Annotated in this window: 14 protein-coding genes and 1 pseudogene; 2 read left to right on the plus strand and 13 right to left on the minus strand. The window is 69.7% G+C overall.

Annotated features, from left to right (window positions below; genetic code table 11):
• The 12 genes from ACWC09_RS11880 to ACWC09_RS11935 form a co-directional block, all read right to left on the minus strand.
• Positions 1-435: S-adenosylmethionine synthetase N-terminal domain-containing protein (locus ACWC09_RS11880; protein WP_450850369.1), on the minus strand; the 435-nt coding region annotated here is incomplete at its 3' end.
• A 139-nt stretch (positions 436-574) separates the two neighbouring features.
• A complete protein-coding gene (locus ACWC09_RS11885; protein WP_450850370.1) occupies positions 575-1,297 on the minus strand; it encodes a methyltransferase in 723 nt (240 codons plus the stop codon).
• 47 nt (positions 1,298-1,344) lie between these two features.
• The gene (locus ACWC09_RS11890; RefSeq protein ID WP_450850371.1) at positions 1,345-2,307 is read right to left on the minus strand and encodes a ribose-phosphate diphosphokinase; all 963 of its coding nucleotides are present in this window, start codon (positions 2,305-2,307) and stop codon (positions 1,345-1,347) included.
• Positions 2,307-3,254 carry a pseudouridine-5'-phosphate glycosidase gene (locus tag ACWC09_RS11895; protein WP_450850372.1) on the minus strand — a complete coding sequence of 316 codons (948 nt, stop codon included), beginning with the start codon at positions 3,252-3,254 and terminating at the stop codon, positions 2,307-2,309. The genes ACWC09_RS11890 and ACWC09_RS11895 overlap by 1 nt, the downstream gene beginning before the upstream one ends.
• A 10-nt stretch (positions 3,255-3,264) precedes the next feature.
• Complete coding sequence (locus ACWC09_RS11900; protein ID WP_450850373.1) at positions 3,265-7,320, minus strand: amino acid adenylation domain-containing protein; 4,056 nt, start codon at positions 7,318-7,320, stop codon at positions 3,265-3,267.
• 69 nt (positions 7,321-7,389) lie between these two features.
• Positions 7,390-8,064 carry an NAD(P)H-dependent oxidoreductase gene (locus tag ACWC09_RS11905; RefSeq protein WP_450850374.1) on the minus strand — a complete coding sequence of 225 codons (675 nt, stop codon included), beginning with the start codon at positions 8,062-8,064 and terminating at the stop codon, positions 7,390-7,392.
• An 86-nt stretch (positions 8,065-8,150) separates the two neighbouring features.
• Positions 8,151-8,822: a uracil phosphoribosyltransferase gene (gene upp, locus ACWC09_RS11910; RefSeq protein ID WP_450850375.1), complete on the minus strand. Its 672-nt coding sequence runs from the start codon at positions 8,820-8,822 to the stop codon at positions 8,151-8,153.
• An 11-nt stretch (positions 8,823-8,833) separates the two neighbouring features.
• A complete protein-coding gene (locus ACWC09_RS11915) occupies positions 8,834-9,520 on the minus strand; it encodes a phosphoribosylanthranilate isomerase (protein ID WP_450850376.1) in 687 nt (228 codons plus the stop codon).
• A gap of 41 nt (positions 9,521-9,561) precedes the next feature.
• Positions 9,562-10,257 carry a type 1 glutamine amidotransferase domain-containing protein gene (locus ACWC09_RS11920; RefSeq protein ID WP_450850377.1) on the minus strand — a complete coding sequence of 232 codons (696 nt, stop codon included), beginning with the start codon at positions 10,255-10,257 and terminating at the stop codon, positions 9,562-9,564.
• Between the two features lie 129 nt (positions 10,258-10,386).
• On the minus strand, positions 10,387-11,166 hold the full coding sequence (locus ACWC09_RS11925; protein WP_450850378.1) for an alpha/beta fold hydrolase: 780 nt from the start codon (positions 11,164-11,166) through the stop codon (positions 10,387-10,389).
• Between the two features lie 421 nt (positions 11,167-11,587).
• Positions 11,588-12,559 carry an NAD-dependent epimerase/dehydratase family protein gene (locus tag ACWC09_RS11930; protein ID WP_450850379.1) on the minus strand — a complete coding sequence of 324 codons (972 nt, stop codon included), beginning with the start codon at positions 12,557-12,559 and terminating at the stop codon, positions 11,588-11,590.
• Positions 12,556-13,530, minus strand: a complete 975-nt coding sequence (locus tag ACWC09_RS11935) for a ScbA/BarX family gamma-butyrolactone biosynthesis protein (protein WP_450850380.1) — start codon at positions 13,528-13,530, stop codon at positions 12,556-12,558. Before ACWC09_RS11935 ends, ACWC09_RS11930 begins: the two co-directional genes overlap by 4 nt.
• A 99-nt stretch (positions 13,531-13,629) precedes the next feature.
• On the opposite strand from ACWC09_RS11935, the gene ACWC09_RS11940 reads away from it, so the two are divergent.
• Positions 13,630-14,229, plus strand: coding sequence for a ScbR family autoregulator-binding transcription factor (locus tag ACWC09_RS11940; protein ID WP_450850381.1), 600 nt, complete (start codon positions 13,630-13,632; stop codon positions 14,227-14,229).
• Positions 14,230-14,611: 382 nt separating this feature from the next.
• Here the strand turns inward: ACWC09_RS11940 and ACWC09_RS11945 are convergent.
• Positions 14,612-14,770, minus strand: a pseudogene (locus ACWC09_RS11945) (TetR family transcriptional regulator); the annotation flags it as partial.
• Positions 14,771-15,147: 377 nt separating this feature from the next.
• On the opposite strand from ACWC09_RS11945, the gene ACWC09_RS11950 reads away from it, so the two are divergent.
• Complete coding sequence (locus tag ACWC09_RS11950; RefSeq protein WP_450850382.1) at positions 15,148-19,014, plus strand: Pls/PosA family non-ribosomal peptide synthetase; 3,867 nt, start codon at positions 15,148-15,150, stop codon at positions 19,012-19,014.
• Positions 19,015-19,057 lie beyond the last annotated feature (43 nt).

Consider the following 19,057-nt stretch of genomic DNA (forward strand, 5'->3'; position numbering starts at 1 on the left):
GGAGAGGCGCTTCGCCAGACGGTGCGCCAGGAAGATCGGCAGCGGCATGAGGGTCGGCGTCTCGTCGGTCGCGTAGCCGAACATCAGGCCCTGGTCACCCGCACCGCCGGTGTCCACGCCCCGGGCGATGTCCGGGGACTGCGCGCCGATGGACACCGACACCCCGCAGGAGGCGCCGTCGAAGCCCTTGGCCGAGGAGTCGTAACCGATCTCCAGGATCTTCTCGCGCACCAGCCGGACGACGGGTGGGTGGGCCTTGGTGGTGACTTCGCCGGCCAGATGCACCTGACCGGTCGTGATCAGCGTTTCGACGGCGACCCGGGACGTCGGGTCCTCCCGCAGCAGCGCGTCGAGGATGGTGTCGCTGATCTGGTCGGCGATCTTGTCAGGGTGTCCCTCGGTCACGGACTCCGAGGTGAACAGACGACGGGACAAGGGCGGCTTCCTCCTGTTGTACGGCCACCGAGCCGGTGGGCGGAACCTACGGATGTGCGGTGCCCCATGGCCGCCGGTGGTGGCTTCTTCACCGACTCCGGGAGCCGGCGAAGAAGCCACCACCGAGCTCAGCCCGCGGTCACGACAGGCGGTGGCAGGAGAACTCCACCGGCACGTCGGCGACCGGCCGGGTGGTCCGGAACACGACGTCGTGCCGGAACCCCTCGTCCTCGATGAGCTTCTGGAGGTAGTCGACGTCCCCCATCGTGCTGAAGAAGATCATCATGCGTCCGCCGTCCGCGAGGTGCTCCCTGGCCTGGCGGAAGAACCTGGTCAGGGCGCCGTAACTCTCGTCCGTGGTGGCGGAGTCGGCCACGTCGCGGGCCGCGAACCACTGGAACGGCGGGTTGAAGACGATCAGGTCGAACGTGCCCTCGACCGAGCCGAAGACATCGCTGAGGCGCGCCTCGACCCGGTCGGCGACACCGTTCCGCTCGGCGTTGGCGCGTACGGCCTCCACGGCGTGCGGATTGATGTCGACGGCGAGGACCTCGGACGCCTTGGCGGCGGCGATGATCGCGAGGGATCCGCTGCCGGTGCCCATGTCCAGGACCCGGTCGCCTTCCTCGACCTCGGCGAAGATCGCTCCGCCGAGTATCGGGGACACCGGGCAGGGAGTCATGACCTGTGCGGGAACCGTCAGGGTCAGACCGAGGAAGGGAACGGTCGTCGCGGCTTCGTCCGGGGCGCCTCCCCCGGACAGGATCTTGCGCAGTTCCAGAACCGTTTCGACCTGCTCCTCCGGGATCAGCGGCCGGTATCCGTCGACCGTACCGACGCCGTTCTGCTGCTGTGATGTCATGTTCCGGGAGACCTCTCGGGTAGTGGGATTACGGGCCGGCCTGTCGGCTATGCGTGTCCGTCGAAGAGACTGGTCACCGAGCCGTCCGCGCAGACCTCGCGGATCGCCCTGGCCAGCAGGGGGGCGATGGAGAGCACCGTCAGTTCCGGAAAGCGCTCGGCCTCCGGGATCGGCAGCGTGTTGGTGACGACCACCTCGCATGCCCCGCAGCTCGACAACCGCTCGACGGCCGGGTCGGACAGCACTCCGTGGGTGGCGGCGATGACGACGTCGGCGGCTCCCTCGGCCAGCAGGATCTCGGTGGCCTTGGCGATCGTGCCGCCGGTGTCGATCATGTCGTCGATGAGGACGCACAGCTGACCGGTCACCTTGCCGACGACGCGGTTCGCCACGGTCTGGTTGGGCCGGTCGGGGTCGCGGGTCTTGTGCACGAACGCGATCGGCCGGCCGCCCAGATGGTCGGCCCACTTCTCGGCCAGCCTGGTCCGCCCGGCATCCGGGGAGACCACCGTGACGGAGGCGCCGCCGTACTTGTCGCCGACGTACGAGGCCAGCAGGTTCTGCGCGAGCAGATGGTCGACCGGGCCGTCGAAGAAGCCCTGGATCTGGGCGGTGTGCAGGTCGACGGTCATGATCCTGTCCGCGCCCGCCGTTCTGACCAGGTCGGCCATGAGCCGGGCGGAGATCGGCTCCCGGCCGCGGTGCTTCTTGTCCTGCCGGGAGTAGCCGTAGAAGGGCATGATCGCCGTGATCCGCCGGGCGCTCGCGCGTTTCAGCGCGTCCACCATGATCAACTGTTCCATGATCCACTGGTTGATCGGCGCGCAGTGGCTCTGCAGGACGAAGGCGTCGCTGCCGCGCACCGACTCCTCGAACCGGACGAAGATCTCGCCGTTGGCGAAGTCGTACACCGACTGCGGTGTCAGCGCCACGTCCACATGCTTGGCCACCTCCTCGGCCAGCTCGGGATGGCTGCGCCCGGCGAACAGCTTGATGTTCTCGGCGCCCATCAGCCGTGCACGCCCTTCCGGTACTGGGCGTGCGCCGCGGCGAGCCTGCCGCCGACCTCGGCCGTGCTGACGAGCACGGCCATGTTGGCCCTGGACGAGCGGCCTTCCGTGGCCCGGTCCACCGCCCGCATCAGGTACTTCGTGATCGCCTGTCCCCGCACACCGTCCCGCTCGGCCGCGCGCATGGCCTCGGTCAGGGCGGCGTCGACCTCGTCGCCGTCGATGGCGTCCTCCGGCCGGACCGGCGTGGTGATCAGGAAGGCGCTGTTGTTGCCCAGCGCCCAGTGGTTCTCGATCGACCGGGCGATCACCTCGTCGTCGTCCAGACGCAGCGGACTGCGCAGCCCGCTGGAGACGCAGTAGAAGGCCGGGAAGTCGTCGGAGCGGTACGACACCACCGGCACGCACTGGGTCTCCAGGTACTCCAGCGTCAGGCCGAGGTCGAGGATCTTCTTCGCGCCCGCGCAGACCACCGCGACCTTGGACCGGGTGAACTGCATGAGGTCGGAGGACACGTCCATGGTCCTCTCCGCACCCCGGTGCACCCCGCCGATCCCGGCCGAGGAGAAGAACGGGATGCCCGCCAGCTCGGCCGCCACGAGGGACGAGGCGACGGTCAACGCGCCCATCCGACCCTGGGCCAGGACGACCGGCATGTCCCTGCTGCTGACCTTGGGGATGCCGGGCGTGGAGGCGAACCGGTCGATGTCGGCGTCGGTCATGCCGACCACGATCCGGCCGTTCTCGACGGCGATCGTGGCCGGGACCGAACCGCCGGCCCGGACCGCCTCCTCCACCTTCCGGGCGGTCGCGGCGTTGTCCGGATAGGGCAGGCCATGGGTGATGACGTTGGACTCCAGTGCCACCACGGGGCGCCGCTCGTGGAGCGCGTCGCGCACCTCGGCACTGAACTCGACGGGGATCTGCCGGTGTCGTGGGGAATTCATGGTCATCGGCTCAGCCGGCGTCCGGGCCGTAGTTCGGCACCTTGCTGAGTATGTGCCGACGGTTCACTATCTCCGGTATGTAGACCTGTTCGTTCCAGCGGTCCTTGTCGATCGGCTCGATCGCTATCGACACCACGCCCTCGTCGCAGCCGAAGGCCGTGGTCACCGCTTCGGTCACGGCAGAGACGAGCCGGTACTGCTGCTCGTCGCTGAGCGGCACCGGGAAGTGCTTGATGTTGACGTGCGGCATGACGGTCTCCTTCTGGAGGCCCAGACGCCGTCGGATGGCCGTCGCCAGCTCCTCGACGTCGGGATCTTTGAGGATCGAGTAGTGGTCGGCCCGGAGGTCGACCATGGTCGGCGGCGAGGCCGCGTAGCCGTCGACGCCGTCCAGGAACGAGTAGTCGTCGCCCTGCGCCTTGAGAATCGTGATGGGTGCGCTGATCTGTCGCTCGGTCAGCTCACGGAAGGTGTAACTGAACTCGAACGTCGTCCCCACCACCTGGATGATCCGCAGCACCAGGTCGATGTCGAGACCCGGGAAACGCGTGCTGACGAAAGCGGCGAAACTCTTGTCGTCCTCGGCCACGGCAAGGCATTCGTCCACCAGGGGACCGCTGGTCGTGCCGGCGAAGACCGAGAACAGGATCTTCACGTAGGCCTTGTTGGCGTAGGTGGCGTTGCGTTCCAGACCGCACGTCGAACGGACCTTGGGCGATCCGGGGGCGATCAGGACCACGTGCTCGACCTTCTCCCCCAGCCGCTCCAGCTGGTACGCGGTCTCGAAGGCGACACGTGCCCCGAAGGAGTACCCCCACAGGGTGTAGGGGCCTTCCGGCTGCAGCCGCCTGATGATCTCGACGTCGTCGGCCGCCATCTGCCTGATCGTCAGATGCGGTTCCTCGTCCACGTTGATGCCGTGCGCCTGCACCCCGTAGAAGGGCCGGTCGGTGCCCATCCTCGCGGCCAGCTGTCGCAGGTTCATGGTGTAGCCGCCCAGGCCGGGCCAGCAGTAGACCGGCTTTCCCGGCCCCTCGGGCTGCAACGGGACCAGCCTGGAGGAACGCACCTCGTCCCCGCCCTGCACCCGCCGGGCGAGCGCCTCGATCGTCGGGGACTCGAACAGCACCTGGAGCGGCAGTGCCGCCCCGAGCTCCCGGTTGATCTTGTTGATCAGCCCGACCGCTATCAGCGAGTTGCCACCGGAGGCGAAGAAGTCCTCCTGCACCGACACGGTCTCCCGCTTCATCGCCACCTTCCACAGCTGGGCGATCCGGCGTTCGACGGTGGTGCGGGGTGCGACGAAGGGCCGGTCGTCGGTGCCCGCGTCGGTCTTCTCGGAGGCGGCGAGTGCCTTGACGTCGATCTTGCCGTTGGCGGTGGTCGGCAGTTCGTCCAGCACCACAACCTTGTTCGGGATCATGTAGTCCGGCAGGAAGTTGACCAGGTCCTCCCGGATCATCTCCGCCGGGCCCCGCATGTGGACGACGTCTTCCCTCATGCCCTCGTGCAGCCGCTGTTCCTCGCTCACCCGGCCGCCCACGAAGAAGTACGACGGCCCGGTGTCCCGGCCGAGGGCGCGCAGGATGCCGTCGATCTTCCGGGCCGACGGCAGGTCGTCGCCGCTCTTCGAGCTGTACCCGGACGACATGAACCCGAGGCCGACATCGTTCATCGACAGGTGCTGCAGCGCGCGGCCGAGATCGATGTACCGCCGCCAGTCCTGGCCGGCTCGGCTGACCACCGAGATGCCCAGGCTCGCCCGGTCGTACACCGCCTGGTTGATGGCGATGACCTCCTTGCGCAGGACGAGTTCGGAGGAGATCCGCTCCAGTCGTCCGTCCGCGTAGGCGTACAGGTCGGCCGGCAGGCCGTCGACCTTGCCGGGGTGGGCCTGGACGTAGAGGTCGAGCGAGTCCTCGGGCCGCGGCCCGGCGTACGGGACCAGTCCGAACGTGCCGAGGTAGTAGTCCTCCTCGGCGACGTCCAGGCGGTCCTTCGTGCCCGGTGCGAAGTCCAGGCCGACGATGTCGAGACCGTACGGCGGCAGGATCTCCTCGAACAGGCCGACCATGTGGCCGGTCTCGATCTCCAGCACTTCCCGGATGTTGTTCTTGTAGACCGGTTCGATGGCCCGCTTCCTGCCGAGGAAGTGCAGCTTCACGCTCGGTTCGGCGGCGCCCTGTGTTTCGGTGATCAACACCAGCCGGTGGTCGACCGGGTGGTAGTAGTAGATCCCCGAGGGCAGGTCGCCGATCCCCGCGATCTCCGGGTAGAGCTGGGTGGCGTAGAGCGATCCGGGCGACGCGTAACCGTACTTGGGCAGCAGCCGTTCCTCGCTCTGGTGCTGTCCGAAGTACCGCAGGATCTCGCCGAGTTCGGTGGGGCCGACCGCGGACAGGGCGCGCGGCCGTCCGCCGGTGACCCGGCGTTCGAGCAGCCGGAGGATGTCGTCCTTGGTCACCTGCCCGCCCTCGTAGAAGCGGTAGGTCTTGCGCGCGAACGCCTGTCGGCGCTGTGCCTGGGTGGCCGTTCTGCCCGGCAGGTCGACCACCCGCCGGCCGCTCAGCCGCGCGGCGTCCCGGACGCCGCCGTTCGACAGCTGCGCCCTGACCTGGAGCTTGCTCTCCTTTGACTGGTGATGCGCGCCGTGGCTGCCCTGGTCCATCAGGGCCGCTTCCTTGGGATTCAGCTCCACGCAGGCGATCAGGTTCTGGAAGCCGGTACGCGGATCCTCCTTCACGATCACCGCGGCGTGCTTGACCCAGTGGTGGGTCTCGATCGCCAGCTTGATCTCGTCCAACTCGACGCGGAAGCCGCGCAGCTTCACCTGGTTGTCCGCCCGGCCGACGAACTGGACGGTGCCGTCGGCATTCCAGTAGGCCAGATCGCCGGTGCGGAACAACCTGCCGTCACCGAGCGGGTTGTGCACGAACCGCTGCTCGGTCAGCTCGGGACGATGCAGATAGCCGCGCGCCAGCTGGATCCCGCCGATGTACAGCTCACCGACCTCACCGACGGCCACCTCGGATCCCCGGGCATCGAGGATGTGGTACGTGGTGCCGTGCACGGGGGCACCGATGGAGAGGGAGTTCGGTCCCTCACCGACGCCGACCCGGTCCACCGTGAACGCCGACGAGTTGATCGTGCACTCGGTCGGCCCGTACAGATTGACCAGCTCGCACCGCGGCATGGTGTCGAGGCACTCCCGGGCGAGCGACTTGGTCAGCGCCTCGCCGCCGGTGAAGATCTGTGTGAGCGAGGTGCAGGTGGGCAGTTCGCAGGTGTCCAGCAGCGCCTGCAGCAGGGTCGGAACGCACTGCAGCGTGGTGACGTCATGGGTCCTGATGGTGTGGATCAGCCGCTCGGCGTCCCGGTGGATGCCGGGGCTGCCCATCACGACCACGGCACCGCAGGCCGACGCGAGGATCTCCCACTGGGCCGCGTCGAAGCTCATGGGCGTCTTCTGCAGCACGGTCTTGTCGTGGTCCAGCCCGTAGGTCGCCGCGAGCCAGCGCATCTGGCTGACGATGCTGCGGTGTTCGATCATCACGCCCTTCGGCCTGCCGGTGCTGCCGGAGGTGTAGATGACGTACGCCAGGTTCTCCGCGGCCGGCCGGGTGGGCGCCGGGCCACAGCCCTCTGCGTCCTCCAGCGTGACGATCGCCGTGCCCTCGGGTGCCAGCGCGGAAAGCCGGTCCACGAGGTCCGCCTGGGTCAGGATGACCTGGGTGGCGGAGTCCTCGATCATGTAACGCAGGCGTTCCTCGGGGTACTCCGGCGACAGCGGCAGATAGGCGCCGCCCGCGAACAGGATTCCCCAGGCACCCGTCATCAGGTCCAGCGACGGCTCCACGAACAGACCGACGCGGTCGTCGACGCCCACGCCGAGACGGTGCAGGCAGCCTGCCAACCGTCCGCTTCCGCGGACCAGTTCGCGGTAGGTCAGACGGTCCTCGCCGTACACGACCGCCGTGTCGTCCGGCCGGCGGGCCGCCTGCGCACGGAGCAGATCGGGAAGGGTCGTGTTCTCAGAAGGCTCCGGCCTGGATCCGTTGTCTGGCATCTTTCATTCCCCCATCGAATGAGTGGCAGGAGGCCGGCCCCGCGGGGACGGCCGCGACCCTGGGCGTCCTCATAAACCAGCCGCGAATCCGAGTCGCAGTGCCGAGGCGATCTCGACGACGCGCCGGGTCTGGTGGGCGATCGCGGCCAGGTTGTCCTCGGTGACGTTCTCCGCGAGCCGCCCCGGGATCGCCTGCCGGCCGGAGACCGAGCTGACCCCGTAGGGGTTGCCGTTGCTCGGCGCCATCACGATGTCGTCGGTGACGCCGGGCGGCACGATGATTCCGCCCCAGTGGTAGAAGACGTTGTTCAGCGACAGGATCGTGCTCTCCTGACCGCCGTGCGGGGCGCCGGTCGAGGTGAACGACGACATGACCTTGTTGACCAGTCCGCGCCGCGCGTTCAGCGGCCACGCCTGATCGATGAAGTGCTTGAGCGGCGCGGGAATGAGGCCGAACCGCCCCGGGCCGCCCAGCAGGATCGCGTCCGCCCAGTCGAGGTCGTCGACGGCGGCGGTCGGTACGTCCTTGATCGCTTCGGCGTTCTCCGCCCAGGCCTCGGTCCACTCGGCGAATTCGGGCGCCAGGGACTCGTTGACGTACTCGGGTATCCGGCGCAGCCGGGTCCGCGCACCGGCCTTCTCGGCCGCCTCGGCGGCGGCCGTGGCGAGCTTGTGGACGTTGCCGGTTCCGGAGTAGTAGATGACGGCTGCTTTGGTGACGCCGTCGGCACCCGCGGTGGTCATGGTGTGCTCCTTGGATGAGTGCGTACAGCCGGGTGGGACACGGACGCGGGGCGCCGGTCACCCGCACGGCGACGGACCGGTCGCGCTCAGGCCGGCAGGTCCGTCCCGAAGTACCGGTCGCCGAAGTCGCCGATGCCCGGCTGCATGTAGGCGTTCTCGTCCAGCCGTTCCTCGATGGACGACGTCACCATCCGCACGCGTGGGCAGCGTTCGTGGACGGCCTTGATCCCCTCGGGCGACGAGAGCAGGTTGACGAACACGATGTGCTCCTCGGGCACGCCCCGCTCGCGCAGAACCTCGATCGCGGCCAGCGCGGTGCCGCCGGTGGCGAGCATCGGATCGAGCAGCAGCACATGACGGCGTGCGATGTCCGCCGGCAGTGCCGAGTAGTACAGGCGCGGCAGCTTCGTCACCTTGTCGCGCTGGATGAGGATCTTGCCGAGCCGGACCTCCGGCATCATCGCGCGTAGCTCCGTCTCCATGCTGTCCCCCGCGCGCACGATGGACACCCCGCAGATCTCGGGGGCCAGGCGCAGGCCGTGATAGGTCCTGCCGACGGGGGTCTGCACCTCGTACGGCTCGAACGGCAGCAGTTCCAGGCCCGCTTCGATCAACTGGCGTATGATCCGGCCCGCGTGGGGGACGAAGTCCCTCCGCTCGGCGTGCCGGTCACGGATGACGCTGTGCAGTGCGCGCAACTGCTTGGTCTGCGGCAGAAGGTGCACCGTGTCCTGGAGCGCGGTCGCCTCGGTGGCCATTCCCGTCACCTCTATTCGACCTCGCCGGCGATCCGGTCGAAGGCCCTGCGCGCCTCCGCGACGAACGTACGGACCTTGAGCCGGTCCTTGCGGCCGGTCGCGTCCTCCAGGCCGGTGTGCGCGTCCACGGCCGCCGGACGGACCTTCTCGATGGCCTCCGCGACGTTGTGCGGGTTCAGGCCGCCCGCCAGCATCAGCGGCCGAGGCGACATCCGCGCCAGCTCGGCGCTGATGTCCCAGTCGTGCACCAGGCCGGTGGCGCCCTTGGCGCCGGTCGCAGGGTTGAAGCTGTCGGTGATGAACATGTCGACGAACTCGGCCGCGTCGTCGACCGTCTTGGCCAGCTCGTCGATGTTGTCCGCCTTCACCACCAGGCTCTTGAGGAGGAAGAGGTCCGGGGCGAGGGTCCGCAGCCGGCGCAGTTCCGCGGGCGCCACGTCGCCGTGCAGTTGGATGGCGCCGACGCCCAGGTCGGCGCAGAAGGTCCGGATCTCGTCGGCGTCGGTCAGATAGGTGATGATGACGCCCTTGTTCTTCGGCTGGATCGCCTTGACGATGGCGGCCGCGTCCGCCTCGGAGAGGTCCTCGTTCTTCGCGGGCAGCCGCAGCGCGAACCCGAGCCAGTCCGCCCCCTCCTCGATGATCATGTCCGCTTCGGCCTGGTCGATGATTCCCGCGACTTGGATCAAGTTCTGCATCGTGCTCTCCCTTTCCGGAAACGGGGCAGCGTGCGAAACGGTCAGCGAGGCAGGGTGCCTGCCGCGTTCTTGAGTTCGGCCACGACGAGTTCGGCGAGGGGTGCGGCCGACGCGGGGTTCTGGCCGGTCAGCACACGGTGGTCGCTCTCGGTGTGCGCGACGTAGTTCGGCGCCTTGGTGTGGAGGGCGCCGCGCTCCTTGAGGCGGTCCTCCAGAAGGAAGGGCATGACGTCGACGAGACCCAGGGTCTGCTCCTCCTCGTTGGTGAAGGAGGCGACGCGCTTCCCCTCCACGAGGAGGGAACCGTCCGACAGACGGAGGTCGACGAGCGCCGCGGGACCGTGGCACACGGCGGAGACCACGCCTCCGCGCTCGTAGATCCCGACCGCGAGCCGGGCGAGGTCCGGGGACCCGGGGAAGTCCCACATCGCGCCGTGTCCGCCGACGTAGAAGATCGCCGCGTACTCGTCCGCTCGGACCTGGGAGGCGGGCCGGGTCGCCGCGAGCTTGGCCCGGACGGTCTCGTCGGCGAGGAAGGCCACGATCTCCGGGTCGTCCTCCTCCCCGTCGAAGACCACGGCCGGCGGCTCGCCACCGCGTACCGAGACGAAGTCCACCTCGTGGCCCGCGGACACGAAGACGTGGTACGGATGGGCCGCTTCCGAAACGCTGTAGCCCGTCCTGTTTCCCGTGTCTCCCAGAACGTCATGGCTGCTGACCGCCAGCAGTATCTTCACCACTGCTCCTCCTGATCTCTTGTGAACCGGACGTGCGGGGTTGCCGGTGGGCACGGGCGCGGCCCAGGAGCGGGCCTGCCGACAGGGCCGCGTCCACGCACGCCATCCGGCAGGGGACATGACCGTGGGTCAGGGCTTGTGGATGAACTCGTTGATCACGCGCACGAACTCGTCGGGCTGCTCGACGAGCACCATGTGACCGCTGTCGAACTCGACGTACGACGCGTTCGGGATCCCGGCGTGCAGGTCACGGGAGTGCTGCGTCGGCACGGCCGCGTCCGGGTTGCAGCCGATGACCAGGGTCTCCGCCTGGATCTTTCCGACGAGATCCCGGATATCGGTGTGTACCAGCAGCTCGAGCTGCCGGATGCGTCCCGTCGACGGGCTCAGGTGCGCACCCATCGCGTCGATCTCCTCCAGGCTGTCGAGGCTGTTGATGTACCTCGGGCTGAACGCGGTGGTGGTCAGCACCCGGCCGAAGGCCACGGGGTCGTGCTTCTGGCTCAGCGTCAGACCGATCAGGTTCTCCATGTAGCGGTCCGTCTGCACGAGGCCGCCCACGGGAATCACCCGCCGGACCTTGTCCGGGTGGAGGGCCGCCGTGGCCGCCACGACCGACCCGCCGAGCGAGAAGCCCACCAGGTCGACCGGGCCGAGCCCGGCGTGCTCGATCACGGCGCCGGCCTCGTCGGCCAGCTGCTCCATGGTCAGGGCGCCGCCGTCGTCCTCGGCCGCCTCACTGCCGGACAGGTCGGGCAGGATGACCGTGTTGCGCTGCGCGAACCGGTCGACCAGGTGCCCGAAGGCCGCCTCGCCGCCCTTGCCGACGCCGTGGACCAGCATCAGGGCCGGACCGGAGCCGGCGACTCGGTACTGGATGCGAGAGCTTCCCACGGTGATCGTAGGCATGGCTGATCATCCCTTCTGGATCGTGAAGTGGACGCGACTGCACCAGTGACGTTTCGCCTGGTGTGCGCGGATTGTTTTTCACACCGTCGAGCGATCGAGGACGGCGGCAGGAAACCACGCCCGGACTCACGGTCCCGCCCGGCGGCCGGGCGTCAGGTGACGAGGTGCGAGGGGTGGCGCGCTCGATGCGGGGGCGGAATTACCGCCTGCGGCCCGCGGCAGGTCTGACTGACGAAGGAACATTAACAGACAGTACTGCCTGTTTGTCAACGCTCTACTTTCGAACAAGCGGACGCTACCCGGAACCGTCCATTCCCCCTCCAAATGGGGTACCAATCGGCACAAAGAGATACCCGCAGTACACGGTCCGGTTACCCAGACATAGCGTCGAGGACGCTATACGGAGGCAGACTTGCCTGTTTTATTTGAAACACAGCGTCGACCGGTACCAGGCGGTGTGGCGGGCGAGGCCCTCCTCGAAGCCGACGCCCGCAACCACCCCGAGGTCCGACCAGATCCGGTCGCTCTCGAACCAGTGGTCCGTGGCCATCATGTCGAGCGGATGGGTCGACCGGCCGAGGGCACGCAACCGCTCCGCCGCCTGTTCGTACGTCAACGCACCGTCGGCGAGCGGGAGTCCGGCCACCCCGGCGAAACCGCGCAGGAGGGCACCGGCGGTCGTCGGATGCGGATGGTTGGCGTGGTACACGGACGCCTTCAGCCGGTCCCCGGGCGCGAGAGCGGCCTCCAGGACGACCCGGGCCAGATCGTCCACGTCGATGGCGGACATCGGGGCCGGCCGGCCCCGGATGCTCCCGCCGATCGCACGGACCAGGGCGACGAGCCCGGGCCCGACCCAGCGGTCGCCGGTTCCGTAGACGATGTGGGGGCGCAGTACCGTGCCGCCGGCCGCCAGGACCAGGTCCTCGGCGGCGGCCCGGGTGCGGGAGGTGGGCGAGCCGGGGTTGCGCACCAGGTCCTCCGCCCGCGCGTCACGGAAGGTGCCCCGCCCGTAGACGGAAGCGGTACTCAGATAGACGATGCGCGACACCCCCGCCCGCCGCGCCTCCTCGACCAGCGCTTCGGTGCCACGGACGTTGACGGCCTCGCACTCCTCCTCGGTGCCGCCCACGAGCGAGGCACAGTGCACGACCGTCCCGACGCCCTCGCACAGACCGCGCAGCGAACCCGGATCGCCCAGATCGCCGGCGACGACCTCCACCGCACCGCGCGCCTCGGGAAGCGTGCGCCGGTGGGCCAGCACCCGCAGCGGGGGCCGCCCGTCCGGCAGTTGGCCGGCGCGGCGCGCCACACGGCTGCCGACGAAACCGCCGGCCCCCGTGATCAGGAGGCCGGCGGCTTCATGGCGCTGGTTGCCGTGACGTCGCGTCACAGGTGCCATGTCGTGACTTGCGCGGTGAACACGACGCTGTCGTTCTGTGTCGCCGTGACGTGGACGAGTGCCGGCCCTTCCTTGGTGGACTCCTCCACCTCGGCGTCGATCCAGCACGGAGCGTCGAGTTCGGCGTAGCGCAGAAACGTGCTGTCCATGGCCGGTGTGAGTACCGGCAGGGTGTGGACGGCCTGGGCCGCCTGGCGGGCGGCCTCCATCAGCACCATGCCCGGTATGTGGTCGACCGGATGGTCGAAGAGGATCGGGTGCAGGGTGTCCACGTGCAGCTGCCAGCGGTGTGCGGTGCCCTCGGGCTCGAGGAGCACCACGTCGGACAGCAGCGCACGGCCCACCGAGGCGGGGTCGACCGTGCGGCTGCGCACCGGAGCCGCGCTGGTCGGCCTGGGTCCGCGCAACCGCCGGTAGACCTCGGGCGTGAGGCAGCTGAACTCCGCCTCGGCGAAGCCGATCGTACGGTCGTCGCGCACGAGGGTCGTCCGGTAGCGCATTCCGGTGAATCGGCCACCGCGCCTGGCCAGATCGTGACAGGTCACCCTCATCTCCACCTCGGTGGGAACGGGAGCGGTGGCCAGACCCTCGGGCGCGACGGTGTAGGACAGCTTGCGCATCAGGAACTGATGCCCCAGAGGGACATCGAACTCCGCGTGCGCGAGGAGCGAGCCCACCTGGCGGACGGACTCGGCGACGAGCAGCGGGTCCTGGCAGCCGGCGCGCGGCGCGAAGAACGAGTGTCCGCGGGGCCACTGCGCGCTCACCACGAAACCGTCAGGTCGTCCTGGCTCCCAGTCCGTGAGGAACACCTCGGCCACCGCCGCCCGGTGTGTGTACTCTCGGGGAACGGTCCGCGTCAGCCGCTCCCGCGTACGCCGCACCCCCGTTGTATGACGTTCATGTTGAAGTTGTGTTGCCTGTTGGGCCGTACACGTGTCCGCTTTGAGATCCTTCTGCATGAATGTGGTCTCCGAAGACAGTCCCCTGTACACATGTGCTAACGGTCGCGTCGTACGCTACAGGCCGACCTGTCTCTTTTGCAGAGGATCCATGAATTGGTGCGTCAAGAACGAGCCATCAGAACCCGGCAGACGATCCTCGAGGCCGCGGCGGAGCTCTTCGACGAGTTCGGCTACGAGGGTGCCAGCACGACGGACATCATCACGCGCTGCGGTCTGACCCGGGGAGCGCTGTACCACCACTTCCCGTCGAAGGAGTCCATCGCCGTGGCCCTGGTGGACGCCCAGTCCGAGGCGCTGAAGGCGCCGGAGCGGGACCTCGGGCTGCAGTCGCTCATCGACTTGACCTTCGAGTACGCCCGCAGGCTGCAGGCGGATCCCATACTGCGGGCGGGCGTACGGCTGACGGTGGAGCAGACGTCGTTCCGCAGCCCCGGCAGCCGCCCCTACCGGGCGGCCGAGGACGCGGTGTACCGCCAGCTCCAACTGGCGGCGCAGAAGGGGGAACTGCTGCCCGGGCTCGACATCGAGGAGACCACGGAGTTCATCGTCGGCTCGTTCACCGGTGTGCAGCTGGTTTCCCATGTGTACTCGAAACGCCGGGACCTGCTGGAACGGGTGTCCGCGATGTGGCGGCTGGTTCTTCCCGGCCTTGCGGTGCCGGGTCTGCTTCTGCGCCTTCGGGTAACTCCGCCGTAGCGAGCAGCGGCCGTACGAGGTCCCACACCCGGGAGGAACTGTCCGGGTCCCACCAGTGCACCTTGACCCGGCTCAGCGACTCGAGGCCGGCCGTGATCACCACGACCAGGTCCGCGACGGCGGCCATGTCCGGGCGGTCCCGCAGCCATGCGGCGGTGCGCTGATGCAGCGCCTCCAGCACCTCCTCGCGCAGTCTCGGGGCCGGCTCCTCGGTGCCGTCGGCCGTCAGCCGCAGACCCGCCCCGATCACGGGATCCTCCCGGGCGGCACGCCACAGCGCGTCGCCGAAGCGGGCCGCCGGTTCGGTCGACGGGTTGGCGAAGGCGGCGTCGAGCAGGGAGATCACGTCGGCGTGCGCCTCGCTGTAGACGGAGGCGGCCAGGGCGCCCTTGGTGGGGAAGTGGAAGTTCAGGGCTCCCCGGCTCACCCCGGCGTCACGGGATATCGCGTTCAGCCCGGCGGACCGGAGTCCGGTGCACCTGATCAACAGCGCGGCGGCACGGATGAGTTCGTAACGGGTCTGCTCAGCTCGGGGGTGCATCCGCTACCACAGTCCTCTCCGACGAGATGGCCATAATGAGCGCTGCCATCGTTGCACCCAAACCACGAAACAGACAACACTGCCTGATTTCTGCACGCACTTCTCGTACAGCTGATCGCCGCAAGCAAGCCATCCGCGTCCGGTGCCTTCACGGACGGTGTGGGCCATCTCTCTTCTGAGTGAAAGACGCAGGTCACAACGGTCGCGGGCGGTCCGCCGCAGTCCCGGACGGCCCTCCCGAGTGGCCGATCCGCCCACCGGAACCTAGCGTCGTATAAAATTTCCGGTTTGTTACGGAGCTGGAGGAGGACAACCCCAGGCAGACCTGCGGGCCCGCCAGCGCCCCGGAGGCTTCCGGGATCGAGACGCGAGGACCGATGGCAGCCATACACGAGAGCAGTGCTCTCGGCCTGCTCGACGAAGAACTCAGTGCTGAGATCCACCAACAGTTCGGCGACACCGCACGCTTTTCGGGAGGTCAGGCGGCCTCCCCGCGCACGCTCGTCGACATCTTCGACGCATCCGTCCGCTCGTTCCCGGACGAACTCGCCCTGGACGACGGCACCGTCCGTCTCACCTACCGGGCCCTGGCCGCCGAGGTGGAGCACCTGCGCAGGAGCCTCGCCGCCGCGGGCGTCGGCCTCGGCGACCGCGTGGGGGTCCGCGTCCCCTCCGGCACCAACGACCTCTACGTCGCCATCCTGGCCGTCCTCGCCGCCGGCGCCGCCTACGTCCCCGTGGACGCCGAGGACCCGGACGAGCGGGCCGAGCTGGTGTTCGGCGAGGCCGACGTACGGGCCGTCATCGGCGCCGGGCACCGGCTGACCGTCACCGGTCGCGCCGAGGTCCCCGCCGCCCGCCCCGGCGTCGAGCACGACGCGTGGATCATCTTCACCTCCGGCTCCACCGGCAAGCCCAAGGGCGTCGCCGTCAGCCACCACAGCGCCGCCGCGTTCGTGGACGCCGAGGCCGCGCTGTTCCTCACCGACGACCCCATCGGTCCCGGTGACAGGGTCATGGCGGGCCTGTCGGTCGCCTTCGACGCGTCCTGCGAGGAGATGTGGCTGGCGTGGCGCTACGGCGCCTGTCTGGTGCCGGTGCCGCGCTCACAGGTCCGCAGCGGGGCCGACCTGGGCCCCTGGCTGGTCGAGCAGGAGATCACCGTGGTCTCCACGGTCCCCACGCTCGCCGCGCTCTGGGAGCCCGAGACCCTCAACGACGTCCGCCTGCTGATCTTCGGCGGCGAGGCCTGCCCGCCCGAGCTGGTGCAGCGGCTGGTGACCGAGGGCCGCGAGGTCTGGAACACCTACGGGCCGACCGAGGCCACCGTCGTCGCCTGTGCCTCCCTCTTGTCCGGCGAGGAGCCGATCCGGATCGGGCTGCCGCTCGACGGCTGGGAGCTGGCCGTCGTGGACGAGGCCGGCCTGCCCGTCCGGATGGGCGAGAGCGGCCAGTTGGTGATCGGTGGCGTCGGACTCGCCCGGTATCTCGACGCCGAGAAGGACGCGGAGAAGTACGCACCCCTCGAGTCGCTGGGCTGGGAGCGCGCGTACCGCAGTGGTGACCTCGTCAAGGCCGAGCCCGAGGGACTGGTCTTCCTGGGGCGTGCCGACGAGCAGATCAAGCTCGGCGGGCGGCGGATCGAGCTCGGCGAGGTGGACGCGGCCCTTCAGGCGCTGCCCGGCGTCGCCGGTGCCGCCGCCGCCGTGCGCACCGCCCGCAGCGGCAACCAGCTCCTCGTCGGCTACGTCGTCACGCAGGACGGCTGGGACCACGCGGCCGCCGTCGAGAAGCTGCGCGCCGAGCTGCCCGCCGCCCTCGTGCCGCTCCTGGCACCGGTCGAGGACCTCCCGACCCGGACGAGCGGCAAGGTGGACCGCAACGCCCTCCCGTGGCCCCTGGAGGGCCTGGAGACCGGCGGCCCCGCCGAGCAGCTCTACGGCACCGAGGCCTGGCTCGCCGAGCAGTGGAGCGAGGTCCTGGGCATCCCCGTCGGCAGCGCCCGCGACGACTTCTTCGCGATCGGCGGCAGCAGCCTGGCCGCCGCCCAGCTGACGACGAAGCTGCGCACCCGCTACCCGAGCGCCGCCGTCCTCGACATCTACCAGCAGCCGACCCTGCGCAAGCTGGCCCGCCATCTGGAGGAGTCGGCGCAGGACGACGGCGCCCAGCGCACGATCGCCCCGGTGCCGGCCCGCGCCAAGGTGATCCAACTGCTGCTCCTCGTCCCGCTGTTCACGCTGCTCGGCCTGCGCTGGACGATCGTGCTGGCCGCGCTCGGGAACCTCCTGACCGCCTACTCCTGGCTGCCGACGGCCCCCTGGTGGCTGCTGGCGGCCGGGGCCGTGCTGCTCTTCAGCCCGCCCGGACGCCTCGCCGTCGCCGCCGGCGGTGCGCGGCTGCTCCTGCGCGGTGTCGAGCCCGGCCGGTACGCGCGCGGTGGCAGCGTCCACCTGCGTCTGTGGACCGCCGAGCGACTGGCCGAGTTCACCGGGGCGACCTCGCTGACCGGTTCCTGGCTGGAGCGGTACGCCCGTGCGCTGGGTGCCAAGGTCGGCCAGGACGTCGATCTGCACTCGCTGCCGCCGGTCACCGGCCTGCTCAAGCTGGGCCGGGGCGCTGCCGTGGAGTCCGAGGTCGACCTGTCCGGCTGGTGGCTGGACGGCGACCGGCTGGAGATCGGCCAGGTCAAGGTGGGTGCGCACGCCACGGTCGGCACCCGCAGCATCCTCTTCCCGGGCGCCCGGGTCGGCAAGCGCGCCGAGGTGGCCCCCGGTTCGGCCGTCACCGGGCAGATCCCGACCGGCCAGCGCTGGGCCGGCGCGCCCGCCGTCAAGCTCGGCAAGGCCAAGCGCAACTGGCCCAAGGAGCGCCCGCAGCGGGGCACGTACTGGCGCGTGATGTACGGCCTCACGGGCCTCGCCCTCTCCGCGCTCCCGCTGATCGCGGGCGGGGCGGCCTTCCTCGTGGCGCACGCCCTCGTCGACCCGGCCGCGCCCCTGCGGGGTGCCGCGCTCGCCCTCGTCCCGGCCACGCCGGCGTTCGGGGCGGCGTACGCGCTGCTGATCCTGGTCGCCGTGCGCCTGCTGAGCCTGGGCCTGCGCGAGGGCACGCACCCGACGCACAGCCGGATCGGCTGGCAGGCCTGGACGGTCACACAGCTGATGGACCGCTCGCGCGAGACCCTTTTCCCGCTGTACGCGGGGCTCGCCACCCCGGTCTGGCTGCGGCTGCTCGGAATGAAGATCGGGCGGGGCGCCGAGGTGTCCACCGTGCTGGCCCTGCCCAGCCTCACCACGGTCGGCGAGGGCGCGTTCCTGGCCGACGACACGCTGACCGCGCCGTACGAGCTCGGCGGCGGCTGGATGCGGATCGGGCGCGCGGAGATCGGGCGGCGGGCGTTCCTCGGGAACTCCGGGATGACCGCGCCGGGGCGGAGCGTGCCGGACGGTGGGCTCGTGGGTGTGCTGTCGGCGACGCCGAAGAAGGCCAAGAAGGGCAGCTCGTATCTCGGCCTGCCGCCGGTGAAGCTGCCGCGGAACGCCTCCGCGGGCGACCAGAGCCGGACGTACGACCCGCCGGCGCGGCTGCTGTGGGCGCGTGGGCTGGTGGAGCTGTGCCGGATCGTGCCGGTGTTCTGCTCGGCCGCGCTGGCGGTCGGGACGGTGGCGCTGCTGTGCCTGCTCGGGCCCTGGGCTCCGCTGCTGTCCGGGCTGGTGCTGCTCGCGGCCGGCGGCGTGGCCGGGCTGGTCTCGATCGTCGCGAAGTGGCTGCTCGTCGGACGGCACCACACGGGTGAGCACCCGCTGTGGAGCGGCTATGTCTGGCGCAACGAGCTCGCCGACACCTTCGTCGAGGTCGTCGCCGTGCCCTGGCTGGCCGGTTCCGTGCCGGGTACGCCGGTGATGACGGCCTGGCTGCGGGGCCTCGGCGCCCGCATCGGCAAGGGCGTCTGGGTCGAGAGCTACTGGCTCCCGGAGACCGATCTGGTGACCCTGGAGGACGCGGCGACCGTGAACCGCGGCTGCGTGCTCCAGACCCACCTCTTCCACGACCGGATCTTGCGGACGGATACTGTTGTTCTCCGTGAGGGCGCCACGCTGGGCCCTGGCGGGATCGTGCTGCCCGGCAGCACGGTCGGGGCCCGTACGACCCTGGGTCCCGCGTCGCTCGTCATGGCCGCGGAGTCCGTCCCGGACGACACCCGCTGGCTCGGCAACCCGATCGAGGCATGGCGGCCCTGAACGCGGGCCACTCGGTGTCGGTGAGCGGGGCACCGACGGAACT

Source organism: Streptomyces sp. NPDC001617 (assembly GCF_053596855.1).